The organism is Enterobacter cloacae complex sp. SHL022, assembly GCF_049237785.1.
In the GTDB taxonomy this organism is placed as follows: Bacteria; Pseudomonadota; Gammaproteobacteria; order Enterobacterales; family Enterobacteriaceae; genus Enterobacter; species Enterobacter hormaechei_C.
In genome coordinates this window covers 321,252-342,202 of record NZ_JBMKJH010000005.1, presented here as the reverse complement: position 1 = coordinate 342,202, position 20,951 = coordinate 321,252, and the positions used below count along the sequence as shown (strand labels likewise).

The 20,951-nt window shown below is 53.5% G+C and carries 23 protein-coding genes and 1 other annotated feature; of the genes, 10 read left to right on the top strand and 13 right to left on the bottom strand.

The features are described from left to right. The 7 genes from pheT to thrS all read right to left on the bottom strand — a co-directional run bounded on the left by pheT (position 1) and on the right by thrS (position 6,868). Positions 1-2,388, bottom strand: a complete 2,388-nt coding sequence (gene pheT, locus ACOTZD_RS13080) for a phenylalanine--tRNA ligase subunit beta (RefSeq protein ID WP_022650903.1) — start codon at positions 2,386-2,388, stop codon at positions 1-3. 15 nt (positions 2,389-2,403) lie between these two features. After that, complete coding sequence (pheS, locus tag ACOTZD_RS13075) at positions 2,404-3,387, bottom strand: phenylalanine--tRNA ligase subunit alpha (RefSeq protein ID WP_003857809.1); 984 nt, start codon at positions 3,385-3,387, stop codon at positions 2,404-2,406. A 62-nt stretch (positions 3,388-3,449) separates the two neighbouring features. Further along, positions 3,450-3,574, bottom strand: a sequence feature (Phe leader region). Beyond that, entirely contained in the window at positions 3,525-3,569 is a 45-nt protein-coding gene (pheM, locus tag ACOTZD_RS13070; RefSeq protein WP_001386830.1) for a pheST operon leader peptide PheM, read from the bottom strand. Its footprint overlaps the feature before it by 45 nt. Positions 3,575-3,691: 117 nt before the next feature. Continuing rightward, a complete protein-coding gene (rplT, locus tag ACOTZD_RS13065; RefSeq protein WP_000124850.1) occupies positions 3,692-4,048 on the bottom strand; it encodes a 50S ribosomal protein L20 in 357 nt (118 codons plus the stop codon). Positions 4,049-4,098: 50 nt separating this feature from the next. Next, on the bottom strand, positions 4,099-4,296 hold the full coding sequence (gene rpmI / locus ACOTZD_RS13060) for a 50S ribosomal protein L35 (protein WP_001124225.1): 198 nt from the start codon (positions 4,294-4,296) through the stop codon (positions 4,099-4,101). A 97-nt stretch (positions 4,297-4,393) separates the two neighbouring features. Next, positions 4,394-4,936 carry a translation initiation factor IF-3 gene (gene infC / locus ACOTZD_RS13055; RefSeq protein ID WP_023616141.1) on the bottom strand — a complete coding sequence of 181 codons (543 nt, stop codon included), beginning with the start codon at positions 4,934-4,936 and terminating at the stop codon, positions 4,394-4,396. Between the two features lie 3 nt (positions 4,937-4,939). Then, on the bottom strand, positions 4,940-6,868 hold the full coding sequence (gene thrS, locus ACOTZD_RS13050) for a threonine--tRNA ligase (protein ID WP_003857814.1): 1,929 nt from the start codon (positions 6,866-6,868) through the stop codon (positions 4,940-4,942). Positions 6,869-7,192: 324 nt separating this feature from the next. Here thrS and yncL point away from each other — a divergent pair, with 324 nt between their 5' ends. Beyond that, positions 7,193-7,285, top strand: coding sequence for a stress response membrane protein YncL (gene yncL / locus ACOTZD_RS13045; protein WP_071785204.1), 93 nt, complete (start codon positions 7,193-7,195; stop codon positions 7,283-7,285). A 98-nt stretch (positions 7,286-7,383) separates the two neighbouring features. Continuing rightward, positions 7,384-7,491, top strand: coding sequence for a small membrane protein YniD (yniD, locus tag ACOTZD_RS13040; protein WP_003857815.1), 108 nt, complete (start codon positions 7,384-7,386; stop codon positions 7,489-7,491). A gap of 147 nt (positions 7,492-7,638) precedes the next feature. Here yniD and ACOTZD_RS13035 read toward each other — a convergent pair whose 3' ends face one another. Together ACOTZD_RS13035 and ACOTZD_RS13030 are read right to left on the bottom strand one after the other, a co-directional pair. Further along, the gene (locus ACOTZD_RS13035; protein ID WP_003857817.1) at positions 7,639-7,869 is read right to left on the bottom strand and encodes a hypothetical protein; all 231 of its coding nucleotides are present in this window, start codon (positions 7,867-7,869) and stop codon (positions 7,639-7,641) included. A gap of 263 nt (positions 7,870-8,132) precedes the next feature. Continuing rightward, positions 8,133-8,891 (bottom strand): DUF481 domain-containing protein, encoded by a 759-nt coding sequence (locus ACOTZD_RS13030; protein WP_026080717.1) that lies wholly within the window; start codon positions 8,889-8,891, stop codon positions 8,133-8,135. 296 nt (positions 8,892-9,187) lie between these two features. Between ACOTZD_RS13030 and pfkB the strand changes: the two genes are divergently transcribed. From pfkB to ACOTZD_RS13015, 3 genes are all read left to right on the top strand, one after another. Next, the gene (gene pfkB / locus ACOTZD_RS13025; protein ID WP_174402042.1) at positions 9,188-10,120 is read left to right on the top strand and encodes a 6-phosphofructokinase II; all 933 of its coding nucleotides are present in this window, start codon (positions 9,188-9,190) and stop codon (positions 10,118-10,120) included. 91 nt (positions 10,121-10,211) lie between these two features. Next, on the top strand, positions 10,212-10,502 hold the full coding sequence (gene ghoS / locus ACOTZD_RS13020; protein ID WP_047051472.1) for a type V toxin-antitoxin system endoribonuclease antitoxin GhoS: 291 nt from the start codon (positions 10,212-10,214) through the stop codon (positions 10,500-10,502). 105 nt (positions 10,503-10,607) lie between these two features. Continuing rightward, on the top strand, positions 10,608-11,468 hold the full coding sequence (locus ACOTZD_RS13015) for a fructosamine kinase family protein (RefSeq protein ID WP_022650899.1): 861 nt from the start codon (positions 10,608-10,610) through the stop codon (positions 11,466-11,468). Positions 11,469-11,504: 36 nt separating this feature from the next. On the opposite strand, the gene ACOTZD_RS13010 is transcribed toward ACOTZD_RS13015, so the two are convergent. Beyond that, entirely contained in the window at positions 11,505-12,041 is a 537-nt protein-coding gene (locus ACOTZD_RS13010) for a YniB family protein (RefSeq protein WP_003857823.1), read from the bottom strand. 140 nt (positions 12,042-12,181) lie between these two features. On the opposite strand from ACOTZD_RS13010, the gene hxpB reads away from it, so the two are divergent. The 4 genes from hxpB (at position 12,182) to tcyP (ending at position 15,948) form a co-directional block, all read left to right on the top strand. Beyond that, positions 12,182-12,853, top strand: coding sequence for a hexitol phosphatase HxpB (gene hxpB, locus ACOTZD_RS13005; RefSeq protein WP_003857825.1), 672 nt, complete (start codon positions 12,182-12,184; stop codon positions 12,851-12,853). A 128-nt stretch (positions 12,854-12,981) separates the two neighbouring features. Beyond that, a complete protein-coding gene (gene kduD / locus ACOTZD_RS13000; RefSeq protein WP_003857827.1) occupies positions 12,982-13,743 on the top strand; it encodes a 2-dehydro-3-deoxy-D-gluconate 5-dehydrogenase KduD in 762 nt (253 codons plus the stop codon). 95 nt (positions 13,744-13,838) lie between these two features. Continuing rightward, positions 13,839-14,429 (top strand): metal-dependent hydrolase, encoded by a 591-nt coding sequence (locus ACOTZD_RS12995; RefSeq protein WP_015570742.1) that lies wholly within the window; start codon positions 13,839-13,841, stop codon positions 14,427-14,429. Between the two features lie 127 nt (positions 14,430-14,556). Further along, on the top strand, positions 14,557-15,948 hold the full coding sequence (tcyP, locus tag ACOTZD_RS12990; protein ID WP_023324494.1) for a cystine/sulfocysteine:cation symporter: 1,392 nt from the start codon (positions 14,557-14,559) through the stop codon (positions 15,946-15,948). Positions 15,949-15,996: 48 nt separating this feature from the next. Here the strand turns inward: tcyP and cedA are convergent, their stop codons facing one another. Beyond that, entirely contained in the window at positions 15,997-16,251 is a 255-nt protein-coding gene (cedA, locus tag ACOTZD_RS12985) for a cell division activator CedA (RefSeq protein ID WP_071785203.1), read from the bottom strand. Between the two features lie 188 nt (positions 16,252-16,439). On the opposite strand from cedA, the gene katE reads away from it, so the two are divergent. Beyond that, the gene (gene katE / locus ACOTZD_RS12980) at positions 16,440-18,689 is read left to right on the top strand and encodes a catalase HPII (RefSeq protein ID WP_174402043.1); all 2,250 of its coding nucleotides are present in this window, start codon (positions 16,440-16,442) and stop codon (positions 18,687-18,689) included. Between the two features lie 109 nt (positions 18,690-18,798). Here the strand turns inward: katE and chbG are convergent, their stop codons facing one another. Both chbG and ACOTZD_RS12970 read right to left on the bottom strand, forming a co-directional pair. Further along, positions 18,799-19,548 carry a chitin disaccharide deacetylase gene (gene chbG, locus ACOTZD_RS12975; protein WP_022650895.1) on the bottom strand — a complete coding sequence of 250 codons (750 nt, stop codon included), beginning with the start codon at positions 19,546-19,548 and terminating at the stop codon, positions 18,799-18,801. Positions 19,549-19,559: 11 nt separating this feature from the next. Further along, positions 19,560-20,915 carry a 6-phospho-beta-glucosidase gene (locus ACOTZD_RS12970; protein WP_022650894.1) on the bottom strand — a complete coding sequence of 452 codons (1,356 nt, stop codon included), beginning with the start codon at positions 20,913-20,915 and terminating at the stop codon, positions 19,560-19,562. Positions 20,916-20,951: the final 36 nt, after the last annotated feature.

Below are 20,951 nucleotides of genomic sequence, written 5' to 3'. Positions count from 1 at the left end.
TCAATCCCTCAATGATGCCTGGAATCGCTCTTTTAATGCCTCTACACATTTGGCGACGGTAGCGGCAATCTCCTCTTCTTCGAGTGTACGGCTGGTATCCTGAAGGATAAGGCTAATAGCGAGGCTCTTGAAACCTTCTGCTACGCCCTTGCCGCGGTACACGTCAAATAAGTTTACGCCAACTACCTGATTTACGCCAACTTTCTTACATTCGGCCAAAATATCTGCTGCGGGCACATTTTCAGCGACCACAACCGCGATATCACGGCGGTTTGCCGGGAAGCGTGAGACGTCCTGCGCCTGAGGAATGACGCGGTCTGCAACCGGGTTCCACTCCAGTTCGAATACGATGGTACGGCCATTCAGATCCAGCTTACGTTCCAGTTCCGGGTGAACAACCCCAATGAAACCAACACGTTTGCCGTCTAAATAGATCGCCGCACTCTGACCCGGATGCAGGGCTGGAATCGCTTCTGCGCGGAATTCAATTTCGGATAATTTACCGGTCAGATCGAGAATTGCTTCCAGATCGCCCTTCATATCGTAGAAATCAACTGTCCCTTTTGCCAGGTCCCAATGCTCTTCATAGCGGTTACCGCTGATGGCGCCGGCCAGCATGAGATCCTGACGGATGCCTAAATTCGCCTGAGTATCCGGTACAAAGCGCAAACCGCTTTCGAAAATACGCACGCGGTTTTGCTGACGGTTCTGGTTATAAACGATAGTGCCCAGCAGTCCCGTCCACAGGGACAGACGCATCGCTGACATCTCGCTGGAAATCGGACTTGGCAGGATCAGCGCTTCCTGACCCGGGTGGATCAGCTGTTGCAGCTTAGGATCAACGAAGCTGTAGGTGATCACTTCCTGGTAGCCTTTGTCGTTCAGCATGGTTTTCACACGCTTCAGAGACAGATCGGCCTCGCGATGGCTGCCCATCACCAGACCCGCCTGCACCGGCTCGTCAGGGATGTTGTTGTAGCCGTAAACGCGGGCCACTTCTTCCACCAGATCTTCTTCGATCTCCATGTCGAAACGCCAGGATGGCGCAACGGCTTTCCACTCGTCCTGACCTTCAGTGACTTCGCAGCCCAGACGCGTCAAAATGTCGGTCACCTGCGCATCGGCAACGTGGTGACCAATCAGGCGATCCAGCTTGCTGCGGCGCAGGGTAATGGTCGCACGCTTCGGCAGTGTCGCTTCGTTGGTCACATCAATTACCGGACCCGCTTCACCGCCGCAGATATCGATCAGCAGGCGAGTTGCACGCTCCATCGCTTTGTATTGCAGCGCAGGATCCACGCCACGCTCGTAGCGATGAGAAGCATCAGTGTGCAGACCGTGACGGCGTGCGCGGCCGGTGATGGAGAGTGGGCTGAAGAACGCGCATTCCAGCAGGACGTTTTGCGTCTCGTCGTTAACGCCAGAGTGCTCGCCGCCGAAGATACCGCCCATCGCCAGCGCTTTGTTGTGATCGGCAATCACCAGGGTGTCGGCGTTCAGTTTCGCTTCGCTGCCGTCCAGCAGAACCAGGGTTTCGCCCTCTTTCGCCATGCGCACGACGATCCCACCTTCGATACGATCTTTATCAAAGGCGTGCATTGGCTGGCCCAGCTCCAGCAGAACATAGTTGGTGACGTCAACCACGGCGTCGATAGAACGGATACCGCAGCGACGCAGTTTCTCTTTCATCCACAGCGGGGTTGGCGCTTTAACGTTAATACCTTTCACCACACGACCGAGGTAGCGTGGGCAGGCCTCAGGCGCGTCTACCTGAATCGGCAGCACGTCACTGATGGTTGCCTCAACCGGCGCGATCTCCGGCACGTTCAGTTCGGTCTGGTTTAGCACGGCCACGTCGCGGGCCACACCGATGATGCCTAAGCAGTCGGCACGGTTTGGCGTTACGCTGATTTCGATGGTGTTGTCATCAAGCTTCAGGTATTCGCGGATATCGGTACCGACTGGCGCATCCTGCGGCAGTTCAATAATGCCGGAGTGATCGTCGGAAATACCCAGTTCGGAGAAGGAGCACAGCATACCTTCAGACGGCTCACCGCGCAGCTTAGCCGCTTTGATTTTGAAATCGCCCGGCAGTACCGCACCGACGGTCGCCACGGCCACTTTCAGGCCCTGACGGCAGTTTGGCGCACCGCAGACGATATCCAGCAGACGATCACCGCCCACATTGACTTTTGTTACGCGCAGTTTGTCAGCGTTAGGGTGCTGACCGCATTCAACCACTTCGCCCACGACCACGCCGGTGAAGGCGCCAGAAACCGGCTCTACACCGTCAACTTCCAGACCCGCCATGGTGATCTGGTTGGAAAGCGCGTCGCTGTCCAGCGTGGTGTTCACCCATTCGCGTAACCACAGTTCACTGAATTTCATTGTTCTGTCCTGCCCTTATTTAAACTGTTTGAGGAAACGCAGATCGTTTTCGAAGAACGCACGTAAATCGGTTACGCCGTAGCGCAGCATGGTCAGACGCTCCATGCCCATACCGAACGCAAAGCCGGAATACACTTCTGGATCGATACCCACGTTGCGCAGCACGTTTGGATGCACCATGCCGCAGCCCAGCACTTCCAGCCATTTACCGTTTTTACCCATCACGTCAACTTCCGCAGACGGTTCGGTGAACGGGAAGTAGGACGGACGGAAGCGAACCTGCAAATCTTCCTCAAAAAAGTTGTTCAGGAAATCGTGCAGCGTGCCTTTCAGGTTGGTGAAGCTGATGTTTTTATCAACAATCAGACCTTCCATCTGGTGGAACATTGGGGTGTGGGTCTGATCGTAGTCGTTACGGTATACGCGACCCGGCGCGATGATGCGGATAGGCGGTTCCTGTTCCTTCATGGTACGGATCTGAACGCCGGAAGTCTGGGTACGCAGCAGACGGGTAGCGTCAAACCAGAAAGTGTCGTGGTCAGCACGTGCCGGATGATGGCCAGGAATGTTGAGGGCATCGAAGTTATGGTAATCATCTTCAATTTCCGGGCCAGTCGCCACGGTAAAGCCGAGCTCACCGAAGAAACTTTCAATACGATCGATAGTACGGGTAACCGGATGCAGACCGCCGTTTTCAATACGACGACCCGGCAGAGAAACGTCAATCGTTTCTGCCGCCAGACGCGCATTCAGTACTGCGCTTTCCAGCTCGGCTTTACGCGCGTTCAGCGCCTGCTGTACCTGCTCTTTGGCTTCGTTAATCACTGCACCGGCTGCCGGGCGCTCCTCTGCTGGCAGTTCACGCAGGGTAGTCATCTGAAGGGTCAAATGCCCTTTCTTGCCCAGATATTCGACGCGGACATTGTCTAACGCGGCAACATCTGAGGCCTGGTTAATGGCGGCCGTTGCACTGGCAACCAGCTCTGCGAGATGTGACATGGTTTTCCTCATTATGTCGGTGCAGACACCGAATTGTTGGACGTATTCTCTTAACTTCAGGCACAAAAAAAGCCTCCATCGGGAGGCTTATCTGGCGCTGTTTTTCGTTTCATCTTTCACGCGCTAGCCTCCTGAAGTCAGGTGCTAAAGTAAAAGAAGAAGCGGAAAATAGCAGCATTCATGCTTGCGTTACCTTGTAGGGTAAAAACCGTTAAGACCTTATTGAAAAGCCTGCACGGATAAATGTCAATCTTCTGATGGTGTTAAATGAAAAGAGGAGGCAAAGCCCCCTCTCTCAACTGGCTTATGCCAGTGCTGCTTTCGCTTTTTCGACCAGAGCGGTGAACGCTACTTTGTCGAATACTGCGATGTCAGCCAGGATCTTACGGTCGATTTCAACAGAGGCTTTTTTCAGGCCGTTGATGAATTTGCTGTAAGAAATACCGTTCTGACGTGCTGCTGCGTTGATACGCGCAATCCACAGTTGACGGAACTGACGCTTACGCTGACGACGGTCACGGTAAGCGTACTGACCTGCTTTGATAACAGCCTGGAAGGCAACGCGGTATACGCGTGAACGCGCACCGTAGTAGCCTTTAGCTTGTTTCAAAATTTTCTTGTGACGTGCACGTGCAATTACACCACGTTTTACGCGAGCCATGTGTGCTCTCCTGTATCTATTCTAAGTTAAAAAAGTTAAACGTTAACGACTTATGCGTACGGCAGGCACGCGATGACCAGGCCCAGATCGCCTTTAGAAACCATGGCTTTTGGACGCAGGTGACGTTTACGCTTGGTAGCTTTCTTAGTCAGAATGTGACGCAGGTTAGCGTGCTTGTGCTTAAAACCACCTTTACCGGTTTTTTTGAAGCGCTTAGCAGCACCGCGTACGGTCTTAATTTTTGGCATTTTAATAACTTCCACTTCGCATTGTTAAATAAACGAAACATAGGCGAACAAAACCTATGAAACCCGAAGGCTCCACAGATTTTGCTGCTTGAAGGCCTTACTGTTTCTTCTTAGGAGCGAGCACCATGATCATCTGGCGGCCTTCGATCTTCGTAGGGAAGGATTCGACTACTGCCAGTTCACTCAGATCGTCACGGACGCGGTTAAGCACTTCCATACCAATCTGTTGGTGGGCCATCTCACGACCGCGGAAACGCAGCGTGATCTTGGCCTTATCGCCATCTTCCAGAAAGCGAATCAGGCTGCGGAGTTTTACCTGATAATCGCCATCGTCGGTACCAGGACGGAATTTGATTTCCTTAACCTGGATAACTTTTTGCTTCTTCTTCTGTTCCTTAGAAGACTTACTCTTTTCATAAAGGAACTTGCCGTAGTCCATGATACGACAAACTGGCGGTTCGGCGTTAGGGCTGATTTCAACTAAATCTACTCCAGCTTCTTCAGCCTTTTCGATCGCTTCTCTCAGACTCACAATCCCCAGCTGCTCGCCTTCCAGACCTGTTAAGCGAACTTCCTGGGCGCGAATCTCGCCATTGATACGATTCGGACGTGCCGTTTGAACTCGTTTTCCGCCTTTAATACCTTATTCCTCCAGTTGTTGAAGACTGCGGCTGCGAATCTCTTGTTGCAGCTTCTCAATCACTTCACTTACGTCCAGGCTCCCCAGGTCTTTACCACGGCGGGTGCGAACGGCAACTTTGCCTGCTTCCACCTCTTTATCACCACAGACCAACATATACGGGACACGACGTAAAGTGTGCTCGCGGATTTTAAAGCCAATCTTCTCATTTCTCAAGTCTGCTTTTACGCGAATGCCCGCATTTTGTAGTTTCTGCGTCAATTCTTTAACGTAATCCGCCTGAGAATCGGTAATGTTCATCACCACGACCTGCACTGGCGCAAGCCAGGTTGGGAAGAAGCCTGCGAACTCTTCGGTCAGGATGCCGATGAAGCGCTCCAGTGAACCGAGAATCGCACGGTGAATCATAACCGGCACCTGACGCTCGTTATCTTCGCCAACATAAGAGGCGCTTAAACGCTGCGGCAGGGAGAAGTCCAGCTGTACCGTTCCGCACTGCCATGCGCGATCGAGGCAGTCATACAGGGTAAATTCAATTTTCGGACCGTAGAATGCGCCCTCGCCCAGCTGGTATTCGAACGGAATACCGTTCTCTTCCAGCGCTACGGCGAGATCCGCCTCTGCGCGATCCCATGTCTCATCGCTGCCGATACGTTTTTCCGGACGCGTTGAGAGTTTGACCACGATCTTCTCGAAGCCAAAGGTGCTGTACATATCGTAGACCATACGAATACAGGCGTTAACTTCTTCACGGACCTGATCTTCAGTACAGAAGATATGCGCATCATCCTGAGTAAAGCCACGAACACGCATCAGACCGTGCAGCGCACCTGATGGCTCGTTACGGTGGCAGCTACCGAACTCCGCCATACGCAGCGGCAGATCGCGGTAGGATTTCAGACCCTGGTTGAAGATCTGAACGTGGCCCGGGCAGTTCATTGGCTTGATGCAGTATTCACGGTTCTCAGACGAAGTGGTGAACATCGCATCTTTGTAGTTGTCCCAGTGGCCGGTTTTTTCCCACAGCACACGGTCCATCATGAACGGGCCCTTCACTTCCTGATACTGGTACTCTTTCAGCTTGGAGCGCACGAACGTTTCCAGTTCACGGAAGATAGTCCAGCCGTCGTTATGCCAGAACACCATCCCCGGAGCTTCTTCCTGCATATGATACAGGTCAAGCTGCTTACCGATTTTACGGTGGTCACGCTTAGCCGCCTCTTCCAGGCGTTGCAGGTATGCGTTCAGGGCTTTCTTATCGGCCCACGCGGTACCATAGATACGCTGCAACATCTTGTTGTTGCTATCGCCACGCCAGTAAGCGCCTGCGATTTTCATCAGTTTGAAGTGATGACAGAAGCGCATATTCGGCACGTGCGGACCACGGCACATGTCGACGTATTCCTGGTGATGGTACAAGCCTGGCTTGTCATCATGAGCGATGTTTTCATCAAGAATCGAGACTTTGTAGCTCTCGCCGCGCTTCACGAAGGTTTCACGCGCTTCGTGCCAGCTGACTTTCTTCTTAATGACGTCATAGTTAGTTTCGGCGAGCTCGTGCATACGTTTTTCGAGCGCGTCGATATCTTCCTGGGTCAGGGTGTGGTCAAGGTCAACGTCGTAGTAGAAACCGTTGTCGATAACCGGGCCGATCGCCATTTTGGTGTTTGGCCACAGCTGCTTGATAGCATGGCCTAACAGGTGCGCGCAGGAGTGACGAATGATCTCCAGACCTTCTTCGTCTTTAGCGGTGATGATCGCAAGCGTTGCATCGCTTTCAATCAGATCGGACGCGTCTACCAGCTCGCCGTTTACGCGGCCTGCAATGGTTGCTTTTGCAAGTCCAGGACCGATATCCAGGGCAACATCCATTGGGCTAACAGCGTGGTCGAAATGGCGTTGGCTACCATCAGGAAGAGTAATTACAGGCATTTTATATCCTTATTTGCAGTGATGCCCCACACATAAGAGCATATACAAAGAAAATAATCGTGATTAAACAGTAGATTACGAAACCATCTGACCAACAATCGTCAAATTGGTTCGTCATCATTCACCGGCCGATTTCAGAATAATGCGGGTTTACGACAGGCGACGTAATGGTAACACTATTGACAGGGCGAATGCACCTTCCTGCGACCGTTTTGAACCGCACATCCTGTTGTCTGCATTAATGAACTTTTGTTGACGGGTGCTCGCAATCCGAAAGTGCTGAGCTATTCTTGATCTGGTCCTTAAACATCGAAGGGGTATCACATGAACGTATCGAGTAGAACCGTTGTGATATTAAATCTACTTTCCGCTGCTGGCCTGGTATTGATTCTGGCTGACAGATTCCATTGGTTTTAAGCCGAACCGGTGTTCCGGCATAACCTGTTCTCCCTTGTTGAGCGCTTTCTGGCGCAGACTTTGGTAGACTAAGGGTATCAACTGACAAGGATTAGGTTATGCCAACAAAAAGATTTGCCGTGAAGCACTGGAAAATGGTCGTGGTGTTAATTGCTATTTGCGGCGCGATGTTGCTGCTGCGCTGGGCCGCTATGATCTGGGGCTAATATTTTGTCAGCGAAAACCTGCCGTGAATTTACTGAATAAATCTTAACTATCTTAACGATAATTTATGGTCCAAAACCGGTACGTCATAATCCGGTTTTCGACAGGCTGTGGCAGCGTATATTCCGTCACACGTGGCAGTTGAAATATCAGGACCACTCACCCGCCACCAGCTTATGTACATCAAATGCATCATTCATTGACTGGCCGGTAGACTGAGTGCCAGGGGCAATGTTGGAGCCTGCTTCTACATCAGAGGCTTTAGCGATCCCGATTGGGCTGTTAACGTCATTGGCAGGTTGCGTATTATCAGCAGCAAATACGCCAAATGAAAGTGCGGAAAGCACCATCGCTGCTGTAGCGGTTTTGATTTTTTTCATAATTTTATTCTCATACTTATTTAATACGATATGCCTGAGGCAAGTTTTTCGCCTGTGCCGTAAGTGTAGATCTGGATCACATTCTTGCCTAGTCAAATTATTTATCAATTCGTGTCAAATAAACTGAATAAGCCCTGGCCAGCTAATTATGGAGAAATTATGAAGATGAAACCAGACACATTATTTTAAAACGCCGTTTAATATAAATAAGCACAGTTTCAGAAAATAAAAAACGGGCCGGGATTATTCTCGGCCCGAGGATATTACATTTTATAACCTAATGAAATCGTGGTTCGGCGATCGGTATGTTCCGGTGCAGAATCGGGTGGGGATGAGTTCCAGGTTACGTTGTACGCCACCTTGAGTCCAAAGTGTTCATTGATCGCCACGTTCAACGCACTTTCTGAGTTCAGCGTTGTATCTTCAGCACCAAACACCGACACACCCTGGGTGAATTTTGCGTTGTCGGTCATCTGCCATGCATAGGTGCCCGATGCATAACCCAGCGGCTGCGTTTCATCTTCGCCGTTGGTGTACTCGTCGTAACGGACACCCGGACCGAATTCAAAACGCAGGCTGTGCACCGGCCCATTGAGGAACTGACGACCATAACCCGCAGTCACGACATCACGCTGGCGATAGCCGTTGTAGCGGTCAGTCAGCCAGCTCGCCTGCCCAAACAGGTAGTCATAATCGGTCATGTTGTATCGGCTACGTCCGCCTACCGCGTATTTCTCCGATGAGCGTTGATCGTTAGCAGAGGTGTTGCTGGCATTTCCCCACAGCGACCAGGCCGTGGTGTTGCCGTACCAGGTCAGGGTGCTGTCTGCTGTCAGGGAGGAGCTTTTCGTGTTACCGGATTGCGCCAGATACCCGGCATTCACGTTACCTTCAAAGGGTTTTTTGGCAGTGGAGGGATCGTCCATGACAGTAAAAACGGTATCATCGGCGGTTGCATTCAGTGACGCAAATACGCCACCCGCCAGCATCAGTGCTGCGGGTACTGTCTTCAAAAGCTTCATTTTATTTAAGGAGTCCGTACAACATAAAAAGAGACCGTCACGGTCTCGGAAACTTTCTTGCGGATCAATGACAAGGCGACCATAGAAAGGTAACAAATTATAAAAAGCCGCAAATAACATAGCAATATTTTCTTCTTTCATTTTTTGAATAAGAACGATCCCAAAACGCGTTTTATTTTATATGCCCGGCGCGGGTTATTTGTCAGCATTCATATTTAAAATCATACTGTTATTTACGTTGCCTTCCTGCCAAACGGTGCCAGGCTTAAAAGAACCCATGATAAAAGGAGGTCATGATGGCTTCGATTTATACGCTGACACTCTCCCCTTCCCTCGACTCCGCGACCATAACGCCGCAAATCTACCCGGAAGGTAAGCTGCGCTGTAGCGCGCCGGTGTTTGAGCCGGGCGGCGGCGGCATCAACGTGGCGCGCGCTATTACCCATCTCGGCGGAAAAGCCACCGCCATCTTCCCCGCTGGCGGCGCCACGGGAGAACATCTGGTGGCGTTGCTGGCAGATGAACAGGTGGCCGTAGACACCGTCGACGCTAAAGACTGGACCCGGCAGAACCTGCATGTCCATGTTGAATCCAGCGGCGAGCAATATCGCTTTGTGATGCCGGGGGCGATATTGACCGATGATGAGTTTCGTCAACTGGAAGAGAAAGTGCTGACCATTGAAAGCGGCTCATTACTGGTGATCAGCGGTAGTCTGCCGCCGGGCGTCGAAACCGAGAAACTGACGGCGCTGGTTCAGGCGGCGCTCCAGCGCGGCATCCGCTGCATTGTCGATAGCTCGGGCGAAGCCCTGAAGGCGGCGTTAGAACCCGGACAACTTGAACTCGTTAAACCTAACCAGAAAGAGCTCAGCGCCCTGGTTAATCGAGAACTCAGCCAGCCTGACGACGTGCGTACTGCCGCAGAAGAGCTGGTACGTACGGGCAAAGCGCATCGCGTTGTGGTTTCTCTCGGTCCTCAGGGTGCGCTGGCCGTCGACAAGACGGGCTTTGTGCAGGTTGTGCCACCGCCGATGAAAAGCCAGAGCACCGTGGGTGCCGGTGACAGTATGGTTGGCGCGATGGTGCTGAAGCTGGCGCAGGGCGCTTCGCTTCTGGAGATGGCACGCTATGGCGTCGCGGCAGGGAGTGCAGCCACCATCAATCAGGGAACGCGTCTGTGTTCGCTTGCGGATACCCAGAAAATTGTCGATTACCTGGCGAGAAGCTGAACCTGCTTCCCCTTCCCATGGAAGGGGAAGTCGCTAAACAGAGCTTATCGACTATGCTAAGAAAACTTTCAGGATAACAACGAGGTGAATTATGAGCAGTGGTGATATCACCCGCTACGTCGTAACTGTCAATATTCATGAAGCATCGCTGACCGAACTGAATGAACTCAACAACGCGTTCACGCGGGCGAATTTTCTGCTCACGCTGACGGACGATGAGGGCAATATTCACGATCTCGGCTCACTGGCATTTGGCCTGATAAGCCCGCTGAGCCAGGAAGAGGTGAAGGCGCTGGCCAGTAGCCTGGTGGAAAGCGTGACTGACAAAGCCACGGAAATTGATGTGGATAGCTGGGAAAACTGGCATAAAAAAGCACAATAAGTGCCCTGTATAAAATTAAACCGCTCAGTTGTGCGTTAGTTCCTGTTTTTTTATAGCCGTTTTGCGCTAACTTTATGATCTGGCAGACAACATGGGAGAGACATCATGTGGCAGGCTATCAGTCATCTTTTAAGTGAGCAGCTGGGTGAAGGTGAAATTGAACTGCGTAACGAACTGCCAGGCGGAGAGATCCATGCCGCATGGCATTTACGTTACGCCGGGCGCGATCTTTTCGTTAAATGTGATGAGCGCGAATTGCTCCCCATTTTTACTGCCGAAGCCGATCAGCTTGAGCTGTTATCGCGCAGTAAAACAGTCACCGTTCCGCAGGTTTTAGCCGTCGGCAGCGATCGTGACTATAGCTTTCTGGTGATGAACTATCTTCCCGCGCGTCCTCTGGATGCGCACAACGCCTTTATTCTCGGGCAACAGATCGCCCGTTTGCACCAGTGGAGCGATCAACCTCAGTTTGGGCTCGATTTCGATAACGACCTCTCCACCACCCCACAGCCAAACGCATGGCAGCGCCGCTGGTCGACTTTTTTCGCCGAACAGCGCATCGGCTGGCAGCTGGAGCTGGCCGCTGAAAAGGGATTAGCGTTCGGCAACATCGACGCGATTGTTGAACATATTCAGCAGCGTCTGGCTTCGCATCAGCCTCAGGCTTCCCTTCTGCACGGTGATTTATGGTCAAACAACTGCGCGCTTGGGCCTGATGGTCCCTATATATATGACCCGGCCTGCTACTGGGGCGACAGAGAGTGTGACCTCGCGATGCTGCCGTTGCACCCTGAACAGCCGCCGCAAATTTATGATGGCTATCAGTCTGTCTCGCCGTTACCTGCGGGTTTCCTTGATCGTCAGCCGGTTTATCAGCTGTACACCTTGCTAAACCGGGCTATTTTGTTTGGCGGGAGTCATCTGGTAAATGCCCAGCGGGCGCTGGACCGTATTCTGGCGGCATAGCGGGAAGGGGCGGCATCACGCCCCTTCCCTTAGGATTTACAGGAAGCCAAGCAGCGTAAAGAAGAAATACCCGGCCACAATGATGATGACCGGCAGAATGTAGAGCGGGAAAAACTGCACAAAAATGGTATGACGCGGAACGACAATGCGCGATTCGATCTGCTCGCGGCTCATCCCGTCAGGGCCTTTCGCCTTCTCAAGTATCAGCTGATCTTCCACCCCTTCGCGTAAAAAGCGGGTCTGGCGACTCATGCGCGCGCCGGAGGCCTGCAACGCCATCGCGATAAATATCAACGCATAGATTATCCAGAAACCGACATTCAGCTGGTGGTGAAAATCCGGCGTGGGCGAGTTGAACCAGAAGACGTTCAGGAACGGGGTGTTAAACCGCATCATCTCAATCATGACGTGGGCAAAATCAAGCATAACGGCATTGATGCCCGGCTGTTTTTCGCTGTGATCGTACATAAATTTGAGTACGGAGATCAGCGTTGAAATCAGGGCGGGAATAAAAATAACCCAACCAGCAACACGTTTTAAGACCGCGATGCGTCCAGCTTGTTGATACGTCATTAGTTCCTCTTCATAAAGACGCGTTATTTGTGCCTAAGTCTACCTGCTGTCGGTCAATTTCGCCCGCTCTTTGCATGCAATATGCTAAATTGCTTGTGCTTAGCACCGTTCGTCTTACCCCAAGATAAGGAGATGTTGTAATGTCGACACCGCGCCAGATACTTGCCGCTATTTTTGACATGGATGGATTGCTGATTGATTCCGAACCCCTGTGGGATCGGGCTGAACTGGACGTGATGGCCAGCCTCGGCGTCGATATCAGTCGTCGTAACGAGCTTCCCGATACCCTGGGGCTGCGCATCGATATGGTGGTTGACCTTTGGTATGCCCACCAGCCATGGGTTGGCCCGGATCGCGACGAAGTTACGGCGCGCATTATCAACCGCGCCATCTCCCTCGTAGAAGAGTATAAGCCTCTGTTACCGGGCGTACGCGACGCTATCGCCCTGTGCAAGGCGCAAGGGCTGAAAGTGGGGCTGGCCTCCGCCTCACCGCTGCATATGCTGGAAAAAGTGCTGACGATGTTCGGGCTGCGCGACAGCTTCGACGCGCTGGCCTCGGCCGAAAAGCTTCCGTACAGCAAGCCACATCCGCAGGTGTATATGGACTGCGCCGCGAAACTGGGGCTGGATCCGCTTACCTGTGTGGCGCTGGAAGATTCGGTTAACGGCATGGTGGCGTCCAAAGCCGCACGTATGCGCTCCATCGTTGTGCCGGCTGAAGAAGGCCGACACGATCCCCGTTTTGCCCTGGCGGATGTCAGGCTGACGTCTCTTGAAGAATTGACTGCCCGCCATCTGCGTGGGGAGTAACGCTCTTTCAGGCAGCTTCGGCTGCCTGCCCCGAAAAATCAAAACAACGTTTTACTTTATTTGCTTTTCTCATTCCAGACTCCTATTCTTACGTGCAGAATGACAATAACCTGACTTCTGAGGCGCGTATGATACTGGATGCTTTTACTCTGGCAGGAAAAGTGGCGATGGTGACCGGGTGCGATACCGGTCTGGGGCAAGGCATGGCCATTGCCCTCGCCGAAGCAGGATGCGATATCGTGGGGGTTAACCGCAAGGTTCCTGACGAAACGGCAGCGCGCGTTACGGCGCTGGGACGACGCTTTATCGCGATTCGCGCCGATCTTGGCAAGCAGGAGAGTATTCAGAGCGTGGTGGATACCGCAGTCGCTGAGATGGGCCGCATCGATATTCTGGTTAACAATGCCGGCACCATCCGCCGTGCCGATGCGCTGGAATTTAGTGAGAAGGACTGGGACGAGGTCATCGATCTCAATCTGAAATCAGTCTTTTTCCTCTCTCAGGCAGTGGCGAAACAGTTTATCGCGCAGGGTCAGGGCGGCAAGATCATTAACATTGCTTCCATGCTCTCCTTCCAGGGCGGCATCCGGGTGCCCTCCTATACGGCGTCCAAAAGCGGCGTGCTGGGCCTCACCCGCCTGCTGGCGAACGAATGGGCGCCGCTAGGTATTAACGTGAACGCTATCGCGCCAGGTTATATGGCGACCAATAACACCAGGCAGCTTCGCGATGATGAGCAGCGCAGCCAGGCGATCCTCGACCGGATTCCGGCGGGCCGCTGGGGTCTCCCGGAGGATTTACAGGGTCCGGTGGTGTTTCTGGCTTCAAGAGCATCTGATTACGTTAACGGTCATACTCTCGCCGTAGACGGTGGCTGGCTGGCGCGCTAACCGCGCGTTTGTGACAAAGAGTTACACCGTCACCTCTTTCACACACTGTATAAAAACCCTATACTGTATGAATCGACAGTTTACCGGGTTTTATCATGACGGCGGAAGGCCACCTGCTTTTTTCACTTGCCTGTGCAGTGTTTGCCAAAAACGCTGAACTGACCCCTGTGCTGGCACAGGGGGACTGGTGGCATATTGTCCCTTCCGCCGTACTTACCTGCCTGCTGCCGGACATAGATCATCCAAAGTCATTCCTTGGCCAGCGGCTAAAGTGGATTTCAAAGCCCATCGCCAGAGCCTTTGGTCATCGCGGGTTTACCCACAGCCTGCTGGCCGTATTTGGCCTGCTTACACTCTTCTATTTAAAGGTTCCGGAGAGCTGGATCGTCCCGGCGGATGCCATTCAGGGCATGGTGCTTGGCTACTTAAGCCATATCCTCGCCGATATGCTGACGCCAGCGGGCGTACCGCTGCTCTGGCCCTGCCGCTGGCGTTTCCGCCTGCCAATCCTCGTGCCGCAAAAAGGCAACCAGCTGGAGCGCGTTCTGTGCATGGCGCTGTTTGCGTATGCCGTCTGGATGCCGCAGACATTGCCCGAAAATGGTGCAGTGCGCTGGTCATCGCAGATGATCAACTCGCTGCAATTTCAGTTCAATCGTTTTATTAATCACCAGATTGAACATTAAACCGACAATATAATCACTTTTGTCATAAACCATTCCATATGGATATAAGCGTGACATCACACTTCTGATAACCTTGCGCCAACAGGTTCGGTAAAAACCGACCGTATAATAAATCAGGAGAACGGGGATGAATTTTCCACTCATCGCGAACATTGTTGTGTTCGTCGTATTGCTATTGCTTCTCGCCCAGGCTCGCCACAAACAGTGGAGCCTGGCGAAAAAGGTACTGGTCGGTCTGGTCATGGGCGTGGTGTTTGGCCTGGCCTTACACGCTATTTACGGCTCCGACAGCCCGGTACTGAAAGACTCCATTCAGTGGTTCAACATTGTCGGTAACGGCTATGTACAGCTGCTGCAAATGATCGTTATGCCGCTGGTATTCGCCTCTATTCTGAGCGCCGTAGCCCGCCTGCACAATGCCTCTCAACTGGGTAAAATCAGCTTCCTGACCATTGGTACCCTGCTCTTCACCACGCTGATTGCAGCGCTGGTGGGTGTGCTGGTAACCAATCTGTTTGGCCTGACTGCTGAAGGTCTGGTGCAGGGTAGCGCTGAAACCGCGCGTCTGACGGCGATTGAGACCAACTACGTGGGTAAAGTGGCCGATCTGACCGTTCCGCAGATGGTGCTCTCCTTCATTCCGAAGAACCCGTTTGCTGACCTGACCGGCGCAAGCCCAACCTCCATTATCAGCGTGGTGATCTTCGCGGCATTCCTGGGCGTGGCTGCGCTGAAGCTGCTGAAGGACGATGCGCCGAAAGGCGAGCGCGTTCTGACGGCCATCGATACCCTGCAAAGCTGGGTGATGAAGCTGGTGCGTCTGGTCATGCAGCTGACGCCGTACGGTGTCCTGGCGCTGATGACCAAAGTCGTTGCAGGTTCTAACCTGCAAGACATCATTAAGCTTGGCAGCTTTGTGATTGCCTCGTACCTCGGTCTGGGCATCATGTTTGTTGTGCACGGCATTCTGCTGGCGGTGAACGGCGTTGGCCCGCTGAAATACTTCCGTAAAGTCTGGCCGGTGCTGACCTTCGCTTTTACCAGCCGTTCCAGCGCGGCATCTATCCCGCTGAACGTCGAAGCACAGACCCGTCGTCTGGGCGTACCGGAGTCTATCGCCAGCTTCTCGGCCTCCTTTGGCGCCACCATCGGGCAGAACGGCTGTGCGGGTCTCTACCCGGCGATGCTGGCCGTAATGGTTGCCCCAACAGTGGGGATTAATCCGCTGGATCCGGTCTGGATTGCGACGCTGGTCGGTATCGTGACCATTAGCTCCGCCGGTGTTGCGGGCGTGGGCGGCGGCGCGACCTTCGCTGCGCTGATCGTTCTGCCTGCGCTTGGACTGCCGGTGACGCTGGTTGCCCTGCTGATCTCTGTTGAACCGCTGATCGACATGGGTCGTACCGCCCTGAACGTGAGTGGCTCAATGACCGCCGGTACCCTGACCAGCCAGTGGCTGAAGCAGACCGACAAAACAATTCTCGACAGTGAAGAAGATGCGGAACTGGCCCATCGTTAATCACGGCCGAAATAAAAAAACCGCCTGAGGGCGGTTTTTTTATGGCTGTTATTCTTCAACCTCTTCATCCTGGCGGGTCTGCATAGCCCATCGCTGCGCCGATTCTGGCACCGTAAACGCAGGGGAGCGACGGAAGTGCTCGCCAATCAGCACGAAGGCAACGTATTTACCCCGTAACATCCAGACATCGCGAAAACCATCCACTTTCAGGGCATGGTCAGGCGGCGCGGGTTCAACGCGGGGCACATAGCTAATAACCTGGCGGTTTTGTTGACGAAGAGGTTTCATAAGCGACGGGTTCACTAATGCAAATTATTAAAGCAGGAAATTTCTATCATAGCCGATTCTCCCCCCACCCGTCGCGCCTGACATGTGGCAGATGGCTCCTTTCGCTAATCACTTCCTCTGAAAACGCTTAGTTCGCCTGCTAATTCATCACATTGTTCTATCCTTAATAGGGTTTTCAGGAACGAACAAAGGAGAATCGTGCAATGTCGAACAATGATAAACCCCATCAATCCCCTATTCATGGCACCGAAGAATCTCAACCGGGAATGGACTCACTCGCCCCTGCGGATGGCTCTCATAAACCGTCGCCGGGCCTCTCCGCGCCGGGCGAGCAACCTACTGCACCGGGAAGCATGAAGTCACCCGATGCGGACAACGAAAAGTTAAAATCTCTCGACCCGCACCGCAAAGGGGGTAAAGGCTATGCGCTGACCACCAATCAGGGCGTGCGCATCGCCGATGATCAGAACTCCTTGCGCGCCGGAACGCGCGGCCCGACGCTGCTGGAAGATTTCATCCTGCGGGAAAAAATCACCCATTTCGACCATGAGCGTATTCCTGAACGTATCGTTCACGCTCGCGGCTCTGCGGCGCACGGCTATTTCCAGCCGTACAAGAGCCTGAAGGAGATCACGAAGGCGGATTTCCTTTCCGATCCGAACAAAATTACACCGGTATTTGTGCGCTTCTCTACCGTACAGGGCGGCGCGGGTTCGGCCGACACGGTGCGTGATATCCGCGGCTTCGCCACCAAATTCTATACCGAAGAGGGCATTTTCGACCTCGTCGGGAATAACACCCCGGTTTTCTTCATTCAGGATGCGCATAAATTCCCTGACTTTGTCCATGCGGTAAAACCAGAGCCACACTGGGCCATACCGCAGGGACAAAGTGCGCATGACACCTTCTGGGACTACGTCTCCCTGCAACCGGAAACCCTTCACAACGTGATGTGGGCGATGTCTGACCGGGGGATCCCACGCAGCTATCGCACCATGGAAGGCTTTGGTATTCATACCTTCCGTCTGATTAACGCTGAAGGTAAAGCGACGTTTGTGCGTTTCCACTGGAAACCGGTCGCGGGGAAAGCGTCCCTGGTGTGGGATGAAGCACAGAAGCTGACCGGGCGCGATCCGGACTTCCACCGTCGCGAACTGTGGGAATCCATTGAAGCCGGTGATTTCCCGGAATACGAGCTGGGGTTACAGCTGATCCCGGAAGAGGACGAGTTCAAATTCGACTTCGACCTGCTCGACCCGACCAAGCTTATTCCCGAAGAGCTGGTGCCGGTTCAGCTGGTGGGCAAAATGGTGCTTAATCGCAACCCGGATAACTTCTTCGCGGAGAATGAGCAGGCTGCGTTCCACCCGGGCCATATTGTGCCGGGGCTGGATTTCACCAACGATCCGCTGCTCCAGGGCCGTCTGTTCTCTTATACCGATACGCAGATCAGCCGTCTCGGCGGACCGAACTTCCACGAAATTCCTATCAACCGTCCGACCTGCCCGTACCATAATTTCCAGCGTGACGGGATGCATCGCCAGGATATCGATACCAACCCGGCGAACTACGAGCCAAACTCCATTAACGATAACTGGCCGCGTGAAACCCCGCCGGGGCCAAAACGTGGCGGATTCGAGTCGTATCAGGAGCGCGTGGATGGAACAAAAATTCGCGAGCGCAGCCCGTCATTCGGCGAATATTACGCTCAGCCTCGCCTGTTCTGGAACAGCCAGACCCCGATTGAACAGCAGCACATTATCGGCGGTTTCAGCTTTGAGCTGAGCAAAGTGGTGCGTACCTACATTCGCGAGCGCGTGGTCGACCATCTGGCGCATATTGATATCCAGCTTGCTCAGGGCGTGGCGAATAATCTCGGCATCACGCTCACCGATGAGCAATGCCATGCCGCACCGCCAAAAGACGTGAACGGGCTGAAGAAGGATCCGTCCCTGAGCCTGTACGCGGTACCTGGCGGGTCAATTAAAGGCCGCGTAGTGGCTATTCTGCTGAACGATAAACCGCGCGCCAGCGACGTACTGGGGATCATGCGGGCGCTCAAAACCCAGGGCGTACATGCCAAACTGCTTTACTCTCGCATGGGTGAAGTGACGGCCGATGATGGCTCCGTCCTGCCGATTGCCGCGACCTTCGCCGGAGCACCGTCGCTGACGGTTGATGCGGTGATTATGCCGTGCGGCGACGTTGAGAGCCTGCTCGGTAACGGTGATGCCGCCTATTATCTGCTGGAAGCCTATAAGCACCTGAAGCCAATCGCTCTGGCAGGCGATGCGCGGAAGTTTAAAACTCTGCTGAAGGTACGGGATCAAGGGGAAGAAGGCATTGTCGAAGGTGATAACGTCGATGATGCGTTTATGACCCGGTTGTTTGACCTGCTCGCCGCGCACCGCGTGTGGTCGCGCAGCAGTAAGATTGACCAGATACCGGCGTAAAAAACCTGAAGCCCTCACCCCGGCCCTCTCCCCTGGGAGAGGGAGAAAACAATAAAAACGGTAACCAAAAGGTTACCGTTTTGCTTTTACCTCGCCACCGGGCTTTGCCTCAAAGATCCCTGAACGTCCCCAGACGATACCCACGCTCGGCAATCGCATACTTTAACGACGCCGATGTCAGCACATCCAGTTCTGCCAGACGCGGCCAGCAGTAGGCGCTCTTACGTACTATCTCATCGACAAACGCCGGGTGCGCCATTACCTCAAGCGAGCGCTCCCCTTTTGCGGCGGAGTCATCCAGCACCTTCAGGAACAGCGCTTCGTCGATCTCGTCGCCATAAAATGCGCTGCTGAACCCCTCCGTTGACGTCACCGCGACGTCCGGCAACCCGCGCACCTCACGATCCACGCGCATCGCCACGCCTTTACGTTGCGCAAACTCTGCCACAAGCGGGAAAATCGCCGGGATCATATGCACATGATGATGGCTGTCAATATGGGTAGGTTCGCGGCCAAACACATCCACAAAGCGGTTAAACTGGCACTCCAGCTCGCGGGCAATCTCATCGAGCGGCAGAGCGTCCTGCTCCGCCATTTCCCAAATCCATTTCCCCAGTTTTCCCTCGCGCGTCAGACCCGGCATCGGTGAAAGGGGCAACCCAAGCGTCAGCACAAAATGCATGCCCACGCCCAGCTCGGGCAGCTCACGGCTTAACTGCGCCGCATGTTCCACCGCCTCACCGTTGATGAGCGCTGTTGTAGAGGTCACGACGCCCCGGCGACAGGCTTCAATAATGCCGTAGTTCTGCCCTTTTGACAGGCCAAAATCATCGGCATTGACGATCAGCAGGTTTTCCATCGCGCCTCCTCTTAACGGTGTGTGAGTTTCAGTTTCTCAACCGTTGCAGCAAAGTTTGGCAGCCATTTTTCATGCGCCAGGATCATCTCACTCGCGAGTTTTTCAGCGTCACGGTCAGAATGCACCAGCGGGCTGAGATTCAGCGCCAGCAGCACGTCATTCAGTTCGCCGCTCAGGGCAGCATTGCTCGCCGCCACTTCAAAGCCTTTGATGGTGTGAATCAGCCCCATCACCTTATCGTCGAAGTGGGTAATGCGGGGATGCGGTTTTGCACCCTCGCGTCCAAGGATGCAGGTCATCTCAACGGCCCAGTCTGCCGGGATATTGTCGATGTGCCCGTGATGGGGAACGTTCACATAGTGCTCGGCCTGCTTGTCATTGTAAATGGCGTTAATCACTTCACACGCCGCATCCGAATAGTATGCCCCGCCGCGCTGCTCCAGCTCTTTCGGTTTGACGTTCAGGTTCGGATCTTTATACAAATCAAACAGCTGCTTCTCTACTTTCTGCACAACCTGAGCGCGTGCGCCACCTTTGTAGTATTCGCCCATTTCAATGGCCAGCATCTCTTTCTGCTTGAAGTAGTAAAGCAGATACGAGCACGGCAGCAGATTCAGGGAGCGGATCAGCCCTTCGCTGAACGGCAGATCGAAGATGTTTTTCACCGAGGCCGCAGTCAGGCGACCAGAGGCGACGCCGTCGAGCAGTTCCGCAAAGCGCGATTGCCCGTTCACAATCACATCTTTGATAAAGACCATGTGATTCAGGCCGAACAGGTCAATGGACAGATCATCGTGCTCGGTCAGTTCCAGTACATCGCGGATGAACATCTTCATGCCAATCGGAATATTGCAGACGCCGATAAAGCGTTTGAAACCGGTATGGCGATAGACTGCCTCGGTGACCATCCCGGCCGGGTTGGTAAAGTTAATCACCCAGGCGTTCGGGCAGATCTCCTCCACGTCTTTAATGATGTCAAAAATGACCGGAATAGTACGCAGGCCTTTAAACAGGCCACCTGCCCCGTTGGTTTCCTGGCCCAGATAACCGTGGCTCAGCGGAATGCGCTCGTCCAGCTCACGCGCCTTCAGCTGGCCGACGCGCAGCTGCGTGGTCACGAAGTCAGCATCTTTCAGTGCCAGGCGACGATCCAGCGTTTTATGCACGGTTAAGGGCACGCCCGCTTTTTCAACCATGCGTTTGCACAGTTCAAAAATAATATTCAGCTTCTCCTGACCTTCTTCAACATCCACCAGCCATAATTCGCTGACCGGTAATTCATGATACCGTTTCAGGAAACCTTCAAGTAATTCCGGGGTATAGCTGCTGCCGCCACCAATGGTTACGACTTTTAATTTCTGTTGCATAATATCTCCCTTAGCGTATCAGGTTAATCGCCTGCA

What these genes read in the sequence shown, in the direction of transcription:
- pheT (WP_022650903.1), bottom strand. Translation starts at nt 2,388, where the DNA reads ATGAAATTCAGTGAACTGTGGTTACGCGAATGGGTGAACACCACGCTG.
- pheS (WP_003857809.1), bottom strand. Translation starts at nt 3,387, where the DNA reads ATGTCACATCTCGCAGAGCTGGTTGCCAGTGCAACGGCCGCCATTAAC.
- rplT (WP_000124850.1), bottom strand. Translation starts at nt 4,048, where the DNA reads ATGGCTCGCGTAAAACGTGGTGTAATTGCACGTGCACGTCACAAGAAA.
- rpmI (WP_001124225.1), bottom strand. Translation starts at nt 4,296, where the DNA reads ATGCCAAAAATTAAGACCGTACGCGGTGCTGCTAAGCGCTTCAAAAAA.
- thrS (WP_003857814.1), bottom strand. Translation starts at nt 6,868, where the DNA reads ATGCCTGTAATTACTCTTCCTGATGGTAGCCAACGCCATTTCGACCAC.
- yncL (WP_071785204.1), top strand. Translation starts at nt 7,193, where the DNA reads ATGAACGTATCGAGTAGAACCGTTGTGATATTAAATCTACTTTCCGCT.
- yniD (WP_003857815.1), top strand. Translation starts at nt 7,384, where the DNA reads ATGCCAACAAAAAGATTTGCCGTGAAGCACTGGAAAATGGTCGTGGTG.
- ACOTZD_RS13035 (WP_003857817.1), bottom strand. Translation starts at nt 7,869, where the DNA reads ATGAAAAAAATCAAAACCGCTACAGCAGCGATGGTGCTTTCCGCACTT.
- ACOTZD_RS13030 (WP_026080717.1), bottom strand. Translation starts at nt 8,891, where the DNA reads ATGAAGCTTTTGAAGACAGTACCCGCAGCACTGATGCTGGCGGGTGGC.
- pfkB (WP_174402042.1), top strand. Translation starts at nt 9,188, where the DNA reads ATGGCTTCGATTTATACGCTGACACTCTCCCCTTCCCTCGACTCCGCG.
- ghoS (WP_047051472.1), top strand. Translation starts at nt 10,212, where the DNA reads ATGAGCAGTGGTGATATCACCCGCTACGTCGTAACTGTCAATATTCAT.
- ACOTZD_RS13015 (WP_022650899.1), top strand. Translation starts at nt 10,608, where the DNA reads ATGTGGCAGGCTATCAGTCATCTTTTAAGTGAGCAGCTGGGTGAAGGT.
- ACOTZD_RS13010 (WP_003857823.1), bottom strand. Translation starts at nt 12,041, where the DNA reads ATGACGTATCAACAAGCTGGACGCATCGCGGTCTTAAAACGTGTTGCT.
- hxpB (WP_003857825.1), top strand. Translation starts at nt 12,182, where the DNA reads ATGTCGACACCGCGCCAGATACTTGCCGCTATTTTTGACATGGATGGA.
- kduD (WP_003857827.1), top strand. Translation starts at nt 12,982, where the DNA reads ATGATACTGGATGCTTTTACTCTGGCAGGAAAAGTGGCGATGGTGACC.
- ACOTZD_RS12995 (WP_015570742.1), top strand. Translation starts at nt 13,839, where the DNA reads ATGACGGCGGAAGGCCACCTGCTTTTTTCACTTGCCTGTGCAGTGTTT.
- tcyP (WP_023324494.1), top strand. Translation starts at nt 14,557, where the DNA reads ATGAATTTTCCACTCATCGCGAACATTGTTGTGTTCGTCGTATTGCTA.
- katE (WP_174402043.1), top strand. Translation starts at nt 16,440, where the DNA reads ATGTCGAACAATGATAAACCCCATCAATCCCCTATTCATGGCACCGAA.
- chbG (WP_022650895.1), bottom strand. Translation starts at nt 19,548, where the DNA reads ATGGAAAACCTGCTGATCGTCAATGCCGATGATTTTGGCCTGTCAAAA.
- ACOTZD_RS12970 (WP_022650894.1), bottom strand. Translation starts at nt 20,915, where the DNA reads ATGCAACAGAAATTAAAAGTCGTAACCATTGGTGGCGGCAGCAGCTAT.